Here is an 18298-nt window from a genome sequence, read left to right on the forward strand (position 1 = left end):
ATTCTAAGTTTAACTACTATCCTATTTTTGTATCAATTGCAATACTCGGACTCATGGTACTAGACATGTAAATACTCTTTACATATGTACCTTTTGATGATGTTGGCTTCAATTTCATTAAAGTAGTTAACAACTCATTAGCGTTACCAACAAGTTTTTCAGCACTAAATGATGCCTTACCTATTGGAGCGTGAACGATTCCTGTTTTATCTACTTTAAAGTCAATCTTACCAGCTTTAACTTCACTAACAGCTTTACCTATATCCATAGTTACTGTACCTGTCTTAGGGTTTGGCATAAGACCTCTTGGTCCTAATACTCTACCTAATGGTCCTAACTTACCCATAACGCTTGGCATAGTAACGATAACGTCAACATCTGTCCAACCGTCTTTAATCTTTTGTAAGTATTCGTCTAACCCTACATAGTCAGCACCAGCTTCTTTAGCCTCTGCCTCCTTATCTGGAGTTACTAATGCAAGAACCTTCATGTCTTTACCTGTACCATGTGGTAAAGAAACTACTCCACGTACCATTTGATTGGCTTTTCGTGGATCTACACCCAATCTTACTGCTAAATCTACTGAAGCATCAAATTTTGTAAATGTAATTTCCTTTAGTAAAGCTGAAGCTTCTTCTACTGAGTAAAGTTTGTTATTGTCAACCTTTCCTCTTGCTTCTTTTTGCTTCTTTGTTAATCTTGCCATTTCTAAAAATTTAGTTTGGAGCTTCTCCTCCTTTAACAGTGATACCCATCGATCTTGCTGTACCGGCAACCATTTTCATAGCTGATCCGATTTCAAAGGCATTTAAATCTACCATTTTGTCTTCAGCAATCGCTTTAACTTGATCCCAAGTTACTTTTGCTACTTTACGTCGGTTAGGTTCTCCTGATCCTTTCTTTACTTTGGCCGCTTCTAATAATTGTACTGCTGCTGGTGGAGTCTTGATAATAAAGTCAAATGATTTGTCTTTATATACAGAGATTACCACAGGTAAAACTTTACCTGGTCTATCTTGAGTCCTAGCATTAAACTGCTTACAGAACTCCATGATATTAACTCCAGCGGCACCTAAAGCGGGTCCTACCGGTGGCGATGGATTCGCAGCACCTCCCCGAACTTGTAGCTTAACTACTTTGTCTATTTCTTTTGCCATTTCTTAATGTTTGTGCGACTATCTATAATGGAAGCATAGATGTTACGCTATCTTTATTGTAACAATTATTAAACTTTTTCTACTTGCATATAACTCAATTCTAATGGCGTTTTTCTTCCGAAAATTTTAACCATTACTTCAAGCTTACGCTTTTCTTCATTTATCTTTTCTATAGTACCATCAAAACCATTGAATGGTCCATCGATAACTTTTACAGTTTCCCCCTTGGTGAATGGTATAGCTACATTTGCATCTGCTTCAATTGCTAATTCATCGACTTTACCTAACATTCTATTTACTTCAGACTGTCTTAATGGAACAGGGTCACCACCTTTTGTTTCTCCTAAAAATCCAATTACATTAGTAATAGATTTAATTATATGAGGAATCTCACCGCTTAAATTGGCTTGAATCATGATATAACCTGGAAAATAAACTTTCTCTTTATTTATTTTCTTTCCATTACGTATTTGAATTACTTTTTCTGTAGGCACTAAAACCTGATCTACAAAATCCTCTAAACCTAACCTTGAAATTTCATTTTCAATATAAGTCTTGATTTTATTTTCTTGTCCGCTTACCGCTCTAACAACATACCATTTTTTCTCTGACATAATTTTCTTCGTTGTTAGTTAATAAATCCAAAAAAGGCTTTAACCGCTCTACTAAAAACAGTATCTACTCCCCAAATAGCTAAAGAAAATATAATTGAAAATACAGCAACTATAACTGTTAGTCTTTGAGCTTCTGGCCACGGAGTCCATGACACATTATTCTTTAACTCTTCAAACGATTCTTTTATATATGTGACTATTCCTGCCATTTGATTTATTTTATTTCGGATTAAAAATTAATCCATCTATTTTAATTGCACGGGTTGAGAGACTCGAACTCACGACACCTGGTTTTGGAGACCAGTGCTCTACCAACTGAGCTAAACCCGTATTTGGTACTCACACTTACTTCCGATTTTTAGTATCGGGATGAGCTAACCCGTAAACAATAATCAAGGCGTCCCGAATTATCGAGACACCTTAACTATTAATTTAACTGTATTGTTTAGTCTAAAATTTCAGTTACCTGACCTGCACCAACTGTTCTACCACCTTCACGGATAGCGAAACGTAAACCTACGTTCATTGCAATTGGCTGAATTAAATCAACAGTAATTGTTAAGTTATCTCCAGGCATAACCATTTCAACACCATCAGGAAGCGCAATGTTTCCAGTTACGTCAGTTGTACGAACGTAAAACTGAGGACGGTAGTTATTATGGAATGGAGTATGACGTCCACCTTCTTCTTTTTTAAGGATGTAAACCTCAGCTTTAAATTTAGCATGTGGTGTTACAGAACCTGGCTTAGTAATTACCATACCTCTAGAGATTTGAGTTTTCTCAATACCTCTTAATAAGATACCTGCATTATCTCCAGCTTCTCCTCTATCTAATATTTGACGGAACATTTCGATACCAGTAATAGTAGATGTTAATTTCTCAGCACCCATACCAATAATCTCAACAGGATCACCTGTATTAGCTACACCAGTTTCAATACGTCCAGTTGCAACAGTACCACGACCAGTAATAGAGAATACATCTTCAATCGGCATTAAGAAAGGCTTGTCCATATCACGCACAGGCTCTTCAATCCACTCATCAACTTGATTCATTAATTCCATTACAGTATCAACCCACTTTTGCTCACCATTAAGTGCACCTAAAGCAGAACCAGCTACTACAGGACCATTATCACCATCATACTCATAGAATGATAATAAATCTCTGATTTCCATTTCAACTAATTCTAATAATTCTTCATCATCTACCATATCCACTTTGTTCATGAATACAACGATACGAGGAATACCTACCTGACGACCAAGTAAGATATGCTCACGTGTTTGTGGCATTGGACCATCTGTTGCAGCAACAACTAAAATAGCACCATCCATTTGAGCAGCACCAGTAACCATGTTCTTTACGTAATCCGCGTGACCTGGACAGTCTACGTGAGCGTAATGACGATTAGCTGTTGCATATTCTACGTGAGAAGTATTAATTGTTATACCTCTTTCTTTTTCCTCTGGTGCATTATCAATTTGATCAAATGATCTTGCTTCAGATAAACCTGCATCAGCTAATACTTTAGTAATAGCAGCAGTTAAAGTTGTTTTACCGTGATCTACGTGTCCAATAGTACCAATATTTAAGTGTGGTTTTGAACGATCGAAAGTTGCCTTTGCCATGTTTAATTTATTTTAATCTTAATTATTATTAGTGTTCAATTGTTAATTCTAATATCACTTAGAAAAAAGAGCCAATGACGAGATTTGAACTCGTGACCTCTTCCTTACCAAGGAAACGCTCTACCCCTGAGCTACACCGGCGTAAAGTGTTTACATCCTCATTATAAATAATGAGATTCCTGCCTTCGCAGGAAATTTAGAGCGAGAGACCGGGTTCGAACCGGCGACATTCAGCTTGGAAGGCTGACGCTCTACCAACTGAGCTACTCTCGCTTTTTATAATTAAGTCTCCTTAATTAAAGGTTTTCAATATTTCAATTTTTCATGTTTAAGTTGAATTACCTCGCTTTGCTCGGTGACCCTGGATTGGTGACCCAATCCATAAAAAATTAAAAACAGTTTTACAAAAGCTCGCTTTTGACAACTCTTATTAAAATTACTTTGTGGGGAGAGCAGGATTCGAACCTGCGAAGGTGAAAACCAACAGATTTACAGTCTGTCCTCGTTGGCCGCTTGAGTATCTCCCCAAATTATCAATATTTCAATTTTAAAATTCAAAATTTCAAGCTGAAAATTGAACTTTAAAAGAGCCGATGGAGGGACTCGAACCCACGACCTGCTGATTACAAATCAGCTGCTCTAGCCAGCTGAGCTACATCGGCTTTTTCTTACTTTTTTACCATCAAAAAACGACCATAAAAAAGCCCGCTATTTCTAACGGACTGCAAATGTAGTGTTTTATTTATTTATTCAAAACATTTTTGAAAAAATTTTATCTAACTTTTGCTCTTAGCTTTTCTTTTCGTTTTTTTAACTGCCTTTCTAATGAAGCAATAGCGGAATCAGTGCCTTCTTCAAATGATTTACATTGCTTTTTTACCACAAAACTATCTCCTGGCACACTCACCTTTGCTTCAAAAATTTTATTTTCTTTATCACTTGTATTTTCAACTTTTAAATACACATCGGATTGAATTATTTTATCATAGTACATATCTAATTTATCCATTCGCTTCTGAATGAAATCTATTAGCTTACCATCTGCTGTAAAATTTACGGATTGAGTGTTTACTTTCATATATTTACTTTTAAGTTAAACATGTGTGCTAAAACGTATGTGTCTAACACCGATTTATTATTGTTAAGTACTACTTAACCTAAGTTCCTTGGATGCGATTTGGCATACACTTTTTTTAATTCTGCAATACTATTGTGGGTGTAAACTTGCGTTGCAGCCAAACTAGTATGTCCAAGAAGTTCTTTTACTGCATTTAAATCCGCACCTTGGTTTAATAAGTGTGTTGCAAATGAATGCCTTAATACGTGTGGGCTACATTTTGCTTTTGAAGATGCTTTACTAAAATACTTATTTATTATTCTGTAAACAAGTTTTTCGTAAATTTTAAGACCCTTTTGGGTTAAAAATAACATATCCTTATCTACCACTGCAGGTAACTTGGATCTATACTCAAAGTACCCATGTAAGGCATTTATTAAAGACTCCATTAATGGGATATAACGTTCTTTATTACGTTTTCCTAAAACCTTCAATAGTTTCTTATTGAAATCTATGTCTGTTACTCTTATATTGACCAGTTCAATTCGTCTTATTCCAGTGGCATAAAAAAGCTCAATAATTAATTGATTTCTCGAAGTTTTAAAATCTACAACTTCAATAGCATCTTCTAACACTGCTCTTAGTTCTTGTTCTGAAAAAGGTAGCTGTACCTTCTTGCCTACTTTTAAGGCCTTGTGTTTTTTTAATGGATTAACTTTGATACTTTCAGTTTTTAAAAGGAATTTATAATAAGAATTAAGTGAAGATGTCTTTCTATTAATCGTTCTATTTGAAATACCCCTATTTACTAACTCAACAATCCATTGTCTAATTTCTGAATATCCAGCTTTTGAAATAATTTCAGAATTATGGTTTTCATATAAAAAATCTTGAAATACTTCAATATCCTTTATATAAGCTAAAACTGTATGCTTAGAATACTTCTTTTCTAATAATAGATAATCTGAAAATGCCTTTAGACTCATACATCTTAATTGAGGACTAATAAATATAACTATTTGTCAGCTATATTATTAAGTTTCGAATAAAAAAATCCTGTCATAAAACAGGATTTAAATATTATATATTCAATTGAACCATTAAGTAGCTGGTTTGTAATCCTTGTTATCAATAACCATTTTGGCAATGATTTCTTTAAGTATTTCTGAAGTGCCACCACCAATTGGTCCTAAACGACTATCTCTTGCCATACGTGCTAAAGGATATTCTTCCATATAACCATAACCGCCTAAAAATTGAAGACATTGATAAATAACATCATCCGCCATTTTTGTAGATTGTAGCTTAGACATGGTCGCTTCTTTTACTACATAATCACCCATATCTAAACGTTTTGCTACATAGTAATTGAATTGCTTACAAATTTCCATTTGAGTTTCACATTCTACATAAGTATGTCTTAAAGCTTGAAATTTATCTATTGTTCTTCCAAAAGCTGTTCTTTCCGACATGTATTGTTTAGCATATTCTAGTGCATATTCTGCCCTAGCGTGTGCATTGACTCCCATTATTAAACGTTCTAACGCAAAATGTTGCATTATGTAAGGGAAGCCTTGATTTTCTTCGCCCATTAAATTTGAAGCAGGAATCACAACATTATCAAAGGCAATTTCACCAGTATCTGAAGCTCTCCATCCTAATTTATCTAACTTTGTAGCAGAAATACCAGAAGTTTCTCTATCCATTAAAAATATGCTTATACCTTTGTTTCCAAGTTCTGGATTGGTTTTAGCAGCGACCACTAAATAATCACTATAAACACCGTTGGTTATAAAAGTTTTAGAGCCATTAATAACATATGTATCGCCTTTTTTAACAGCGGTAGTTCGCATACCAGCCACATCGCTTCCACCAAAAGGTTCAGTGATACATAGACAACCTATTTGATCTCCAGAAATACTATCCGCTAAATATTTTTCTTTAATGGCTTCATCACCTTCTTTATTAAGATGTGTCATCGCTAAATATGCATGAGCCCATATAGCAGCCGCAAATCCACCAGAATTTATACGCTGCAACTCTTCAAGTAAAATGACAGTGTAAAACAAATCTAAATCTAGTCCGCCATATTTTTCAGGATAAGCTAAACCAAAATAGCCCATGTCGCCAAATTTCTTCCAAATGAAACGCTCAATATGACCTGTTTCTTCCCATTTGTCAATATGAGGAGCGACTTCCTTTTTCAAAAAATCTCTAAGACTTTCCCTAAATAAATTATGCTCTTCCGTGAAATATAAATTAGACATATACCTTTATTTGTTAAAGGTGCAAATATAACTTAATTATCTCTATTTTCTTTACAGGAAAATCTTCAACTTTTGTTAATTCTTCTAAAGATTTAAAGCCATCTCTAAGTGTTCTTTCTTCAATAATATTGTTTGCAACTTCGTAATCTATATATTGAATAGTGACTAACTCATCTCTTGTTGCTATATTAAGATTAAACTTTTGTATTGCTCTTGGTGTTTTAACTGTAAAATCATTTTTAATGCGTTCAATAACTTCGGGAGAAAGACCATAAACCTCAGAGAGTTGGACATCAGAAATAAAACCATCTTTGAACTTATTTCGTTCTTTCAAAATACGCTCTGATAACTTTTCACCCACTCCATAGACTTTTTGTAACTGGTTGGCCGTTGCTTTATTTAAATCTATTTTTTGAGCAAATGTTTTTGGTGAATTGTTGTCCGAATAGGAATTATTATAAGAATTTGTTTTGGGCTTTGGATTAGTCACCCATTCCGGAAATTTAAAATAAGGTGAAATCTCAGCCAATAAAGAATCTGAAACTTTAGTAACTTGTTGAAAATCTTTAGCAGAGTTCACCCACTGGTTACCATCTCTAAATTGATGAAGTCGATCAATTTCTTCATTAGACATTCCTAAAGTGTAACCTTTGTAATCTGTAATGTAATTTGGGTTGAAAGGATAAATCTTAGGCTTTGAATTTTCAAGCTCTACAAGTCTAAGAGAGTCTAGCTCATTTCTAAAAGAATCTAATTCATCTTTATTTTCTGGATCTATATACTGCGAAAAATCAACAAATGAATATAAACATTGAGCGACGACTATAATTAATAGCAATAGAAAAATCCCATTTCTTTGTTTGTTAGAAAACTGGAAATGGGATTTCATAATCTATAAAATAAATGATATACTAGGCTTTATTAGATTTTATAGCATCCATGTACCTTTTTAATTCCTCTTTCACTTTTGGTGCCAATATTACTAGACCTATCATATTTGGTACCATCATAGCAAAAATCATAGCATCAGAGAAACCAATGACTGACCCTAGACTTGCAGCAGCACCAACAATTACGAATAAGCAGAAAATCACTTTGTATGTATATTCTGCTTTTTTTGTTCTTCCAAATAAATATGACCAACCTTGAAATCCATAATAAGACCAAGATATCATAGAGCTAAATGCAAATAAAACTACTGCGACTGTTAATACATATGGAAACCACGATATCGCTGATTCAAATGCTCCTGAAGTTAATAGAATCGCTTGAGCATCATTTAATCCTGCATTAGCAGCAGTCACATTTCCTGTAATGATTAGTACTAAAGCTGTCATTGTACATACCAAAACCGTATCAATAAACGGCTCTAAAAGCGCGACCATACCTTCACTTGCAGCATATTTAGTTTTTACAGCTGAGTGCGCTATAGACGCAGAACCAATACCAGCTTCGTTAGAAAATGCAGCTCTTCTAAATCCTTGAACTAAAACACCCACAGCACCACCTGCAACGCCCTCTGGACTAAAAGCTCCATTAAAAATTTGAGCAAATGCATCACCAATCATGTTGTAATTAACGAATATTACAAATAAAGATGCTGCCACATATATAACTACCATAAATGGCACAATCTTATCTGTTACTTTTGCAATTTTCTTTATACCACCAATTATTACAATACCTACAAGTATTGCCATTACTAAACCAAATGCCCAGCCATAACCATGCAAAAATGAATTTTCTCCACCTGTTATATTTTCTACTAATTGAAAAGCCTGATTTACTTGGAACATATTTCCACCACCAAAAGACCCACCAATTACAAATATGGCAAACAAAACAGCTAAAACCTTACCTAATCCTGTGAAGCCTTTTTCTTTTAAACCTTTTGTTAAATAATACATTGGACCACCATAAACGGTTCCATCCGCTTCGATATCTCTATACTTTACACCTAAAGTACACTCTACAAATTTTGACGCCATACCTAATAAACCAGCAACAATCATCCAAAATGTTGCTCCTGCACCACCAATAGAAACTGCTATAGCTACACCAGCAATATTACCCAAACCTACAGTAGCAGATAAGGCTGCCGTTAAAGCTTGGAAGTGTGACACTTCACCTTCATGTCCTTCTACAGCAATAGTTTCAATTGCATCCCCACCTGGTGTAGAATCACCTGCACCAACTAAAGATTCGTGATGATCAATTTCATCATATTTACCTCTAACGATATTTATGGATGTAAAGAAGCCTCTAATGTTTATTAATTTAAAGTAAATAGTAAAAAATATGGCTCCTAAAATTAGCGGAAATAACACCCAAAACACTTTAGTAAAAGGTGCTGACGCTTTAATATCTAATGAAGAATTATTTTTTATATCAGAATTTGCAATAGCTAAGGATCCGCCAGTGATCTTGGCAGGCAAGTCTTTTGATTTTAATTCAATATTTTCAGCAATCTGATCTCCTGATAAAGATATATTAGAAATATATAAAGAATCATTTTTTGAAAGATAGGCAATCCCTTTTTCTGATATATATGTACTATCACCATTATCTGCTGCAGAAAGTTTATTATTAACATTCAAGTTAATAGTCATATCATTCTCAACTTCACCGAACGGAATTTGATAGAAAATAGCACCTACAAACCAACCCGTAGCACTACCGAACGCTTGATCAATTTTTTGATCAATTCCAACCTCGTCGGTTTCTTGGGTATAGGCCGAAAATGATAATACTAAAGCAAAAAGTGATAGAAGATATTTCTTCATGAGTGTAGTTATTAGTTAGTTTTTTGGTTTAAAAGCGACAAGATGCTAAAAATATTTGAGTTTTTAAAGCCTATAAAGTTAAAATGAGTAACAAACCTAGGCTATATTGTATGTGGAATTTAGCTTTTCAATTTGCTCTGGTCTCCCTAGAACAATAATTTTTGAACCAGAAACCAACTTAGTATCTGCCTCAGGATTAACGAGATATTCTCCGTTTTCGTCTTTGAATCCGATTACAGTACAACCTGTTTTTTTTCTTAAATCGAGTTCTCTTATAGTCTTCACCTCTTTAGTGTCATATAGTTGCTCAACCTTAACTTCTTCAACATTAATGTTTCGTTCCCCTACAATACCCAAATTATCAATAAACTCTACTAAATCTGGGATTACAACTAAAGACGCCATATGATCTCCTCCAATCCGGTCTGGCAGAATAACATTGTTTGCTCCTGCTAATTTTAACTTATTATAAGAAGTCTCTTGAGAAGCTCTACTTATGATATGCATTTTTTTATTTATCTGTCTTGCTGACAAAACCACAAACAAATTATCTGCATCATTTGGCAAGGCAGATATAAGTGTACTTGCCTTTTTAATACCTGCTTCAATGAGGGTTTCATCTTCATTAGCATTTCCAAATACAAATGGAATATCATCTTCATGAAACTTCTCAATAATCTCTTTGTTCCGCTCTATTATTACGAAGGGCTTATCGTAGGCTAATAATTTTTTAGCAGCTTGTTTTCCATTACGTCCAAAACCACAAATAATAATGTGGTTAGACATCGCATCTATTTTCTTCTGCATCTTTCTTTGTTTTATATCTTCAATATTACTTTTACTTAGTATGTATTCGGTTATTATAGATATCGCATAACCTACTATAATCACACTGGTTAAAATTAAAAAAATAGTAAATATTTTAGAGGTAGTATCTAATGGGTTAACCTCAGCAAAACCTACCGTGGTAACAGTAATAACAGTCATGTACAAAGCATCAACCCAACTATAGCCAGAAATAAGTCTATAGCCTACAACTCCAATACACAGTAATATAGCAAGCATCATTAAAGCTGTGTATATCTTAGATCTATAAAGTCTTAAAAAAGGATTATTCATTTTATGTTATAAGTCGAAAACAGAAGAGCGCTTGGTGTAAATTATATCCTTTATTCTCATCCAAAATGCTAAGAACAAATATAGTGCAAAACCGAAACCTACAGTTACAAATGTGAGATACATAAATGATGTTCTTACAATTTTGGCTCTAATACCAAAACGATCTGCAATACGTTGACATACATAGTATCCACGTTTCTGAAAAAACAGTAGTGTTTTATAGAATGGATTCATACAAACAAAGATGATGAAATTTTACTACAAAAAAAACCTTCTTAAAATTTAAGAAGGTTTTAATATTAAATATATTCTCTATTAATACATATATAATAAAGCAGTAATATCATTATTATTTAAAGTTTGAGCTGGTCCACAAGCCTGCATTAATGAAGATGGATCAGACCCAGTTGGTGTTCCATTTATGTAAACAGCCCCAACACCTGCGGATCCTTCATTTACATTTTGACCACAACTTGAACGCGTCTGATAATCAGTATGACGGAAGCCTATACAGTGACCTATTTCATGAGCCATAGTTCCAGCTACTTCTGCTTGAGAAGGGCTTAACAAATCAAACCATACCGTATTAATCCCAAAGCTTTTTGCTGGATCTCCTTTTCTTGTTGGGAAACCTGCTGCCACACCCAAAGTAATAAAACCTCCAGACGGTTGTTCTGAAAATGCTGTTACTTGTATTTTAGCCTTCTTTTTTCCTCTCAATCCAAATGCAACTCTCTGGAAAGTTATCAAAGAACCCACATCATTATACATATCTATAGCATCATCTAGAGCGTTAGATCCTAAAATGCCCAAATCTGGAGATACTGCAATTGTAATTACTCTCGGTAATTTTTTAACTAGGTTATTAGTATGATATTGCTTAGGTTGTCCTTGCTCTGAAATAAATAATTCATTAATCTGTTGTTCTGTAAAAAACATGTCCTCTACTCTAATTCCCTCTTCACCAAACATTAAAGCCATTTTTACTTCTGAAATATCAAAATCTAAATCAGCTAGTTTAGACAAAAGTTCTGGAGAAACAGATTTTTCATCATTTTCTACTCCTTTTTCTTCAGATTGACATGAATTAAGTACTGTCAATGCGCACAGAGTTAATAATACATACTTGAAATTTTTGATCATTTTAAAATTGTTTATTGGTTAATAAATTGTTAAAATTTTAAGAAAAATACAATTAATATTTATAAATTTTAACAAAAAATAAAATTATTCGATTAAAAACTTGACATTAGCTAAATTTATGTTTTTACTATAATTTTACTTCAGAAAAAAACTACTTATTACTCCTCGCCTTTCAAATAAGATGTAGTCAATAATTGATTTCCTACAGTACATTGTAAGCATTTATTTTTATCACAATATTCTTGCTTTAATTGCAACAGTGCCTGAGAACTTAATGCATTTTTCTCAATTGGCTTTAAGCTTAAGAACTTCTTAACCACGTTATTATTTTCAACCTTTAATTGCTTTAAAAGTTTAAATAACTTGGAGTCTATTAATTCGCCATGCGTTTTAGCATAACTAAACTTTAAAGGAATAATAGTATTAATAATGAGCAAGTCAATAAATGATTTTGTTATTATTTTTTTTGAATCTTTTGAAGTCTTATTAAATGTATAATGTGACATCCAAAAATCAGTAACTCCTTTTTTAAACAGCTTATAAAATTCTTCACTAGTATTTATTGATACTATTTTAGAAAAGAGTTGATACTCTCTAGTATATAGATTAGCAAACTGAGATAAACGAATAGTCGGAAAGTTTGGTGGTCGCAACCTAAAAAACTGTATTGGTAATAAACCTTGATTATTGAGTTTAAACTTCTGTTTTAAAAATTGATAACGCTGTTTTAAATCTAAAAAATATGCATCTTGAATATCCCCTTCTAATAAATTTGCTTGGCCCAACAATACGGCTTCCATTTCCAAAACGTCATTCTGAAGTTTTCTTATCATCGAATAGTCTACTGAATTTGCTAAACTCAAAAATGCTTCTCCATTGACTTTAAGTCCAAAATTCTTTAATAACATTTGAAACAAAACTGCTTCCCAATCATTATTTGATGCTTTTAATAGCTTTTGAATATCCTCAGATTTCCGTTCTAAACGTTCAATATAGAGACGTTCTAGCCAATTATTCAATAAAAAATCATCAATCTCAGAGAAACTACTTTCGCAATTAATCCACGATTTAGATTTCATCAGTTTTTGATAATTATCTATTAAGTTTTTATTTACGTAGTGTTTTAATTCTAATGTTGGAATCGCAGTATTATCTTTTCTAAAAATTTCGGTATCGTGCTCCCAAACCACATGCAGAATTACATTATCATAAGCTGTATCAGTCTCATGATTATGCACATACCAATCCGAAGATTTTATGTGAATCTCCACATTACCTGCCCAAAGCTGCTCAGCGATTGCTAGTTGCGCATTAAAAAAATCAGGGCCAGCGTTATGGTTATGTTGACCTAATTGTTTTATTGTTACGAATTCGTTATTTGTTGTTTTTAATTGAGAAGCATTAAATGCTTTATGTTTCCAGATATAATGAAGGAAGTCTTCTTGCATACATCTAAAATAAAAAAACCTATTTTAATTTAAGCTTTAATAAGTTTTTTAGTTACAGATTCCCCATTAGAAGTTGAAACTTCTAAAAGGTAAACTCCGGCTTTTAAGGATGAAGAAAAATCTTCAAAATCACTTATCGAAGACGATTTGTAAACTTGTTTTCCTAAAATATCAAAAAGTAATACACTTTGAATAGTCTTATTTGTTTTAATAATAACTTTATCTGTGAAAGGATTAGGATAAATATTTACTTGAGTTAATTGCTCTTCTTCTGTTGACAATACCACCCCCATGTATAAACGTTCTGTGAACGAAACAGTTGTTGAGAGTGCATCTAATTCTTGTTGCAATAAAACCGCATCACAATCACAAAACAAGTCAAATCGTTCGAAAGAAGAACCCTCATTAACAAGCTGATAATCACTTACATTAAAATCTGAAAATATTTGATTTAAACTAGCGTCATTAGTCGTTACAATACCACTTGCCACACCATTAGGTATTCCTATAGAGTTATCGACTAAATTCAAACTTAGACCATGATTAAACAAAAAATCGTTCTCATTTGTACTACTTGCAATTCTGATTACGCTGTCATAATCATTTAAATCTTGAGTAAGAAGATTAATATCGCATCCATTACAGGCACCTAAGAGAGTAGCATTATATAAATCTTCAAAATCAGTTGAGTAAATAGGTGAATTCTGATAATAAATAACATTATGAGTTTGAAAAATAGCATTTAAACCTTCATCATTAGACTCAAAACCACAACCTTGACAGCCTGCAAATACCTCATAGCCAATATTAGAATTCTCTAACACTAACTGAAAGTAATGTAACTGAGCATATCCAAAAAAACTAAGACCAAAAGCTAATAATAAAAAATATATTCTCCTCATAATAAATAACTTAGTACTATTAAGATAATAAAAAATATCAAACCTATACCCGAGATTCTAAATCTTCTATGATAATATATTTATTTAAAAGAATTTTTATTCTATATAACCCATCTCACGCATCCATTCGTCATTAAACATTTTACCTACGTAGCGACTGCCATGATCGTGATACAACACCACAACTACATCTTCTGGCTTAAAATGTTCTTTCAATTGTAAGACACCTTTAATTGCAGCACCAGCAGAATTCCCTAAAAACATACCTTCTTCTTTGGCTAACTTTTGAGTGTAAACTGCAGCATCCTTATCCGTAACTTTAGTAAACCCATCAATAATATTAAAGTTAACATTGGCGGGTAAAATATCTTCTCCGATACCTTCAGTAACATAAGGGTAAATTTCCTTTTCATCAAAAATACCAGTTTCGTGATATTTCTTAAATACCGAACCATAGGTATCTACACCCCAAACTTTAATATTAGGATTTTTCATTTTTAAATAGCTTCCAACTCCAGAAATGGTACCACCTGTACCAACTCCAACCACGAAATGCGTAACTTTACCATCGGTTTGCTCCCAAATTTCAGGTCCTGTACTTTTAAAATGAGCTTTGCAGTTACTTGGATTATCATACTGATTAACATACCAAGAATTTGATGTTTCTTCACCCAAACGTTTAGACACAGAATAATAACTACGAGGATCTGTTGGTTCCACATCCGTAGGACAAACCACAACCTCAGCACCAACAGCTCTTAGGATATCCATTTTTTCTTTGGACTGTTTATCGCTTATTACGAAAATACATTTGTAGCCTTTTACGATGGCAGCCAATGCCAACCCCATTCCTGTATTTCCTGAAGTACCTTCAATAATGGTTCCACCTGGTTTTAGTCGTCCATCAGCTTCTGCATCTTCGATCATCTGCAAAGCCATTCGGTCTTTCACAGAATTTCCTGGGTTAAATGTTTCGTATTTAGCAAGTACTAAACATGGTAAATCTTCCACTAGTTTGTTCATTTTTACTAATGGTGTATTTCCTATTGTACCTAGTATATTTTCTGCGTAGTCCATAGTTTTATTTTGCGGTGCAAAAATAAGTGAAAAGTTAAAAGTATACAGTTAAAAGTTAGTTATGTTTTTTGACAGCTAAATATCAATCAAATCGAATTGCTTTAACTGGTGAAATTTTGGAAATAATAATTGATGGAATTAATAACATAAGTAAGCAAGCTATAAATGTGCCAACATTTAATAATAAAACATAATCCCAACTGATATAGACAGGAGCTTCACTAACATAATAGGTGTCCGGATTTAGCGGAAATAGTTTGAAATACTTCTGTGTAAATAACAAACCTAAACCTATAATGTTTCCCCAAAGTAAACCTAGTCCAATTAAATAAGATGCGTTATACAAGAACACTTTTCTGATTATCCAGTTAGAACTTCCTAAGGCTTTAAGAATTCCAATCATGCTTGTACGTTCTAGTATTAAAACCAATAATGCTGTAATCATATTGATACCAGCGACTAATATCATTATAGCAATAATGCCATAGGTGTTATTATCAAAAATTTTAATCCACTCAAAAATCGTATAGTATTTTTTAGTAATTGGTGTAGCATTTAATTCAGAATCAGTGTTTTTATAGACTTGTTGACTTATCATTTTAAGCTCAGAGAAATCTTCTACAAAAACTTCAAAATTACCGATTTGGTCAACTTCCCATTTATTTAACCTTCTTATGTGTCTTATATCTGCAATACAGAATTTTTCGTCTAATTCTTGAAAACCTGAATTATAAATTCCTACGACTTCATAATTTATAATTCGAGGCAATTTTTCTAAGTTATCACCAAACAAGGTTTGAAATTTATCTCCTACTTTAAATCCTAAACGATTGGCTAAGTATTTAGAAATTAAGATGTCTTCGTTTCGTTTTTGGGTAAAATCTGGTAAACGCCCATCTACTAAAAACTCTTTAAAATAGTCCCAGTTGTAATCTGCACCTACTCCTTTTATAATAACACCTTCAAAATCTGTTTCAGTTCTTATCACAGCAAATTTCTTGGCGACAGCTTGTACATGTTTGATGCCTTCAACATTTTTAAACTCAGGATAAAAATCTTGATTAATACGGATAGGCACTTGTGATTCGTCTGAAGCATTGGTATCGAAATTGGTAATTTCTATGTGACCATTAAACGCTACAACCTTGTCCCGAATTTTTTGTTGTAAACCAAAACCAGTAGCAATCGCAATAAGCATTACAATAATACCAATAGCGATTGCAGCAATTCCAATTTTAATTATTGGTGCCGAAACACTACTTTTATACGTTTTATTGCCAATTATACGTTTAGCTATAAACAACTCAAAATTCAAACCGATATATGTGTTTTAAGGTTTTCAAAAATACAGTTTTATTATTAGTCTTGGTATGCATTTCTTGTGGAAATAAAGTGAAGCAAGAGGATGTTGATTCGAAACTAAATGAACAAGTGCATAACGAAATTCTGAACCCACCTGAAATTTTGGAACAAGATGAAAAGTCAATTATAGTTGGTGCAAATAGAACGGAAGTTTATTTGCCTTTATTGCAACGTAAACGTGTTGGTATTGTAGCTAATCAAACTTCAGTAATATTTAGAAAAGAAAAGCCAAATACAGAAAGCCAAAACTTTACTCATCTTATTGATTCCTTAATTTCTCTAAACATAAATATCAAAAAAGTATTTGCACCTGAGCATGGTTTTAGAGGCACAGCAGATGCTGGTGAATTGGTGAAGGATGGTAAAGACACAAAAACAGGTTTACACATTTACTCTCTACATGGTAAACTTAAAAAACCAACAAAAGCAAAGCTTAGAAATATAGATATCATGATTTTTGATATTCAGGATGTTGGTGTTCGGTTTTACACATATATCTCAACCTTACACTACGTTATGGAAGCTTGTGCAGAGCAAAATATTCCACTAATAATATTAGATCGTCCAAATCCTAATGGTAATTATATTGATGGCCCTGTTTTAGAAAAAAAGCATAGTAGTTTTTTAGGTATGCATCCTATTCCTTTGGTTCACGGTATGACTTTAGGTGAATACGCAAAAATGATTAATGGTGAAGCTTGGCTTAATAATGGTGTAACTTGCAATGTTACTATCGTAGAACTTAAAAATTACTCACACGAATCATTTTACAGTTTGCCAATAAGACCTTCACCTAATTTACCAAACGACCATTCGATAACATTGTATCCTAGTTTAGGTTTGTTTGAAGGTACGGAAATCAATGCTGGTAGAGGTACTGAGTTTCAGTTTCAACGCTACGGAGCACCTTTTCTAGACAAAAGTCATTATCAATTTAGCTACACACCTATTGCTAATTTTGGTGCAAAATATCCAAAGCACCAAAATAAAATCTGCTACGGTGTTGACTTATCTGAAGTGAAACCAGAAAGAGGTTTTACTCTAAACTATATTATGGATGCCTACAACCATGCCATAGATAAATCTAAAGTTTTCAATAAATCTAACTTTACTGCTCATGCCGGTACTGAAAAATTACAAAAACAAATAGAAGCTGGTTTAACAGAAACTGAAATTAAAGCGAGCTGGCAAGATGGTTTAGAAGCTTATAACAAAACACGAAGCAAGTATTTGATATATAAATAGATTATTAATTGCTAGGATGTACAATCCTTGTTGGCTCTATAGCCACAATACCCTTTTCAATTGTTTCTTCAGATTCCTTTTTAGGAATTTCCTTTAAAATTTTAACTACAAACACAATTCGCATAGGGGATTGTACGGCGACAAAAACATGTTTTCCTTTCGATAATTTATTTAATGGCAATTTATAGGATGTGGTGTCTATATGAAAATCTAATTCTCTACCATAATCTTTGTTTATTGAATACAGGTAGTTGATTTTCTTATCACTTTTAAGAATCAGTGTATCTCTAGTTGTATTCAACTGATGGATTAAGCCTTTAGCTTGAATATTTCTATTTTTTTCGAGTTTTGCATAATGATCTTGTGCATGAAGTGTGAAGCTTAATAAAAATAGGAGGATGACTACGAGACAAATACGGATTAAATTTTTCAATGCATATAGAAACTTAAGTTAAACTTTATCGCTTTAACTCAACATTAATTAATCAATC

The 18298-nt window shown here is 33.1% G+C and carries 19 protein-coding genes and 5 tRNA genes; 1 reads left to right on the forward strand and 23 read right to left on the reverse strand.

All coding sequences use genetic code 11. From position 1 onward, the window contains the following. Positions 1–16: 16 nt before the first annotated feature. From rplA to Q0822_RS00150, 22 genes are all read right to left on the reverse strand, one after another. Positions 17–706 (reverse strand): 50S ribosomal protein L1, encoded by a 690-nt coding sequence (rplA, locus tag Q0822_RS00045; protein WP_299118604.1) that lies wholly within the window; start codon positions 704–706, stop codon positions 17–19. A 10-nt stretch (positions 707–716) separates the two neighbouring features. Then, positions 717–1157: a 50S ribosomal protein L11 gene (gene rplK / locus Q0822_RS00050; RefSeq protein ID WP_299118606.1), complete on the reverse strand. Its 441-nt coding sequence runs from the start codon at positions 1155–1157 to the stop codon at positions 717–719. A 68-nt stretch (positions 1158–1225) separates the two neighbouring features. Further along, positions 1226–1771 carry a transcription termination/antitermination protein NusG gene (gene nusG / locus Q0822_RS00055; RefSeq protein WP_008270922.1) on the reverse strand — a complete coding sequence of 182 codons (546 nt, stop codon included), beginning with the start codon at positions 1769–1771 and terminating at the stop codon, positions 1226–1228. 14 nt (positions 1772–1785) lie between these two features. Next, positions 1786–1980, reverse strand: a complete 195-nt coding sequence (gene secE / locus Q0822_RS00060; RefSeq protein ID WP_299118610.1) for a preprotein translocase subunit SecE — start codon at positions 1978–1980, stop codon at positions 1786–1788. A 48-nt stretch (positions 1981–2028) separates the two neighbouring features. Next, positions 2029–2101: transfer RNA gene (locus Q0822_RS00065), tRNA-Trp, on the reverse strand. Between the two features lie 115 nt (positions 2102–2216). Then, the gene (gene tuf / locus Q0822_RS00070; RefSeq protein WP_299118612.1) at positions 2217–3404 is read right to left on the reverse strand and encodes an elongation factor Tu; all 1188 of its coding nucleotides are present in this window, start codon (positions 3402–3404) and stop codon (positions 2217–2219) included. Positions 3405–3473: 69 nt separating this feature from the next. Further along, positions 3474–3545 (reverse strand) — tRNA-Thr (locus Q0822_RS00075). Positions 3546–3604: 59 nt separating this feature from the next. Further along, positions 3605–3677 (reverse strand) — tRNA-Gly (locus Q0822_RS00080). 171 nt (positions 3678–3848) lie between these two features. Then, positions 3849–3931, reverse strand: a tRNA-Tyr gene (locus tag Q0822_RS00085). 61 nt (positions 3932–3992) lie between these two features. Beyond that, a tRNA-Thr gene (locus Q0822_RS00090) sits at positions 3993–4066 on the reverse strand. Between the two features lie 110 nt (positions 4067–4176). After that, entirely contained in the window at positions 4177–4482 is a 306-nt protein-coding gene (gene raiA, locus Q0822_RS00095; protein WP_299118614.1) for a ribosome-associated translation inhibitor RaiA, read from the reverse strand. Between the two features lie 74 nt (positions 4483–4556). Continuing rightward, positions 4557–5447 (reverse strand): tyrosine-type recombinase/integrase, encoded by an 891-nt coding sequence (locus Q0822_RS00100; protein ID WP_299118615.1) that lies wholly within the window; start codon positions 5445–5447, stop codon positions 4557–4559. A 114-nt stretch (positions 5448–5561) separates the two neighbouring features. Continuing rightward, the gene (locus Q0822_RS00105) at positions 5562–6728 is read right to left on the reverse strand and encodes an acyl-CoA dehydrogenase family protein (protein ID WP_299118617.1); all 1167 of its coding nucleotides are present in this window, start codon (positions 6726–6728) and stop codon (positions 5562–5564) included. A 13-nt stretch (positions 6729–6741) separates the two neighbouring features. Next, positions 6742–7617 carry a helix-hairpin-helix domain-containing protein gene (locus tag Q0822_RS00110; RefSeq protein WP_299118620.1) on the reverse strand — a complete coding sequence of 292 codons (876 nt, stop codon included), beginning with the start codon at positions 7615–7617 and terminating at the stop codon, positions 6742–6744. Between the two features lie 22 nt (positions 7618–7639). Then, positions 7640–9511 (reverse strand): alanine/glycine:cation symporter family protein, encoded by a 1872-nt coding sequence (locus Q0822_RS00115; RefSeq protein ID WP_299118623.1) that lies wholly within the window; start codon positions 9509–9511, stop codon positions 7640–7642. Between the two features lie 96 nt (positions 9512–9607). Further along, positions 9608–10630, reverse strand: a complete 1023-nt coding sequence (locus tag Q0822_RS00120) for a potassium channel protein (RefSeq protein WP_299118626.1) — start codon at positions 10628–10630, stop codon at positions 9608–9610. A gap of 6 nt (positions 10631–10636) precedes the next feature. Continuing rightward, positions 10637–10864, reverse strand: a complete 228-nt coding sequence (locus tag Q0822_RS00125) for a PspC domain-containing protein (RefSeq protein ID WP_299118627.1) — start codon at positions 10862–10864, stop codon at positions 10637–10639. Positions 10865–10945: 81 nt separating this feature from the next. Next, positions 10946–11773, reverse strand: coding sequence for a M57 family metalloprotease (locus tag Q0822_RS00130; protein ID WP_299118629.1), 828 nt, complete (start codon positions 11771–11773; stop codon positions 10946–10948). Between the two features lie 158 nt (positions 11774–11931). Then, positions 11932–13221: a DUF2851 family protein gene (locus tag Q0822_RS00135; RefSeq protein ID WP_299118631.1), complete on the reverse strand. Its 1290-nt coding sequence runs from the start codon at positions 13219–13221 to the stop codon at positions 11932–11934. A gap of 29 nt (positions 13222–13250) precedes the next feature. Continuing rightward, positions 13251–14123: a T9SS type A sorting domain-containing protein gene (locus Q0822_RS00140; protein WP_299118633.1), complete on the reverse strand. Its 873-nt coding sequence runs from the start codon at positions 14121–14123 to the stop codon at positions 13251–13253. Between the two features lie 96 nt (positions 14124–14219). Next, a complete protein-coding gene (locus tag Q0822_RS00145; protein ID WP_299118636.1) occupies positions 14220–15200 on the reverse strand; it encodes a cysteine synthase family protein in 981 nt (326 codons plus the stop codon). 82 nt (positions 15201–15282) lie between these two features. Then, positions 15283–16515, reverse strand: a complete 1233-nt coding sequence (locus Q0822_RS00150; protein WP_299118637.1) for an FtsX-like permease family protein — start codon at positions 16513–16515, stop codon at positions 15283–15285. A gap of 8 nt (positions 16516–16523) precedes the next feature. On the opposite strand from Q0822_RS00150, the gene Q0822_RS00155 reads away from it, so the two are divergent. After that, positions 16524–17807, forward strand: coding sequence for a DUF1343 domain-containing protein (locus tag Q0822_RS00155; RefSeq protein ID WP_299118640.1), 1284 nt, complete (start codon positions 16524–16526; stop codon positions 17805–17807). 4 nt (positions 17808–17811) lie between these two features. On the opposite strand, the gene Q0822_RS00160 is transcribed toward Q0822_RS00155, so the two are convergent. Further along, on the reverse strand, positions 17812–18240 hold the full coding sequence (locus tag Q0822_RS00160) for a hypothetical protein (RefSeq protein WP_299118643.1): 429 nt from the start codon (positions 18238–18240) through the stop codon (positions 17812–17814). Between the last annotated feature and the right edge of the window lie 58 nt (positions 18241–18298).

The sequence above is a fragment of the uncultured Winogradskyella sp. genome (assembly GCF_947496485.1).
Lineage (GTDB): Bacteria > Bacteroidota > Bacteroidia > Flavobacteriales > Flavobacteriaceae > Winogradskyella.

Bases quoted from the DNA above. Each gene is read 5' to 3' on its own strand.
- rplA (WP_299118604.1), bottom strand. From the start codon at position 706: ATGGCAAGATTAACAAAGAAGCAAAAAGAAGCAAGAGGAAAGGTTGAC.
- rplK (WP_299118606.1), bottom strand. From the start codon at position 1,157: ATGGCAAAAGAAATAGACAAAGTAGTTAAGCTACAAGTTCGGGGAGGT.
- nusG (WP_008270922.1), bottom strand. From the start codon at position 1,771: ATGTCAGAGAAAAAATGGTATGTTGTTAGAGCGGTAAGCGGACAAGAA.
- secE (WP_299118610.1), bottom strand. From the start codon at position 1,980: ATGGCAGGAATAGTCACATATATAAAAGAATCGTTTGAAGAGTTAAAG.
- tuf (WP_299118612.1), bottom strand. From the start codon at position 3,404: ATGGCAAAGGCAACTTTCGATCGTTCAAAACCACACTTAAATATTGGT.
- raiA (WP_299118614.1), bottom strand. From the start codon at position 4,482: ATGAAAGTAAACACTCAATCCGTAAATTTTACAGCAGATGGTAAGCTA.
- Q0822_RS00100 (WP_299118615.1), bottom strand. From the start codon at position 5,447: ATGAGTCTAAAGGCATTTTCAGATTATCTATTATTAGAAAAGAAGTAT.
- Q0822_RS00105 (WP_299118617.1), bottom strand. From the start codon at position 6,728: ATGTCTAATTTATATTTCACGGAAGAGCATAATTTATTTAGGGAAAGT.
- Q0822_RS00110 (WP_299118620.1), bottom strand. From the start codon at position 7,617: ATGAAATCCCATTTCCAGTTTTCTAACAAACAAAGAAATGGGATTTTT.
- Q0822_RS00115 (WP_299118623.1), bottom strand. From the start codon at position 9,511: ATGAAGAAATATCTTCTATCACTTTTTGCTTTAGTATTATCATTTTCG.
- Q0822_RS00120 (WP_299118626.1), bottom strand. From the start codon at position 10,630: ATGAATAATCCTTTTTTAAGACTTTATAGATCTAAGATATACACAGCT.
- Q0822_RS00125 (WP_299118627.1), bottom strand. From the start codon at position 10,864: ATGAATCCATTCTATAAAACACTACTGTTTTTTCAGAAACGTGGATAC.
- Q0822_RS00130 (WP_299118629.1), bottom strand. From the start codon at position 11,773: ATGATCAAAAATTTCAAGTATGTATTATTAACTCTGTGCGCATTGACA.
- Q0822_RS00135 (WP_299118631.1), bottom strand. From the start codon at position 13,221: ATGCAAGAAGACTTCCTTCATTATATCTGGAAACATAAAGCATTTAAT.
- Q0822_RS00140 (WP_299118633.1), bottom strand. From the start codon at position 14,123: ATGAGGAGAATATATTTTTTATTATTAGCTTTTGGTCTTAGTTTTTTT.
- Q0822_RS00145 (WP_299118636.1), bottom strand. From the start codon at position 15,200: ATGGACTACGCAGAAAATATACTAGGTACAATAGGAAATACACCATTA.
- Q0822_RS00155 (WP_299118640.1), top strand. From the start codon at position 16,524: ATGTGTTTTAAGGTTTTCAAAAATACAGTTTTATTATTAGTCTTGGTA.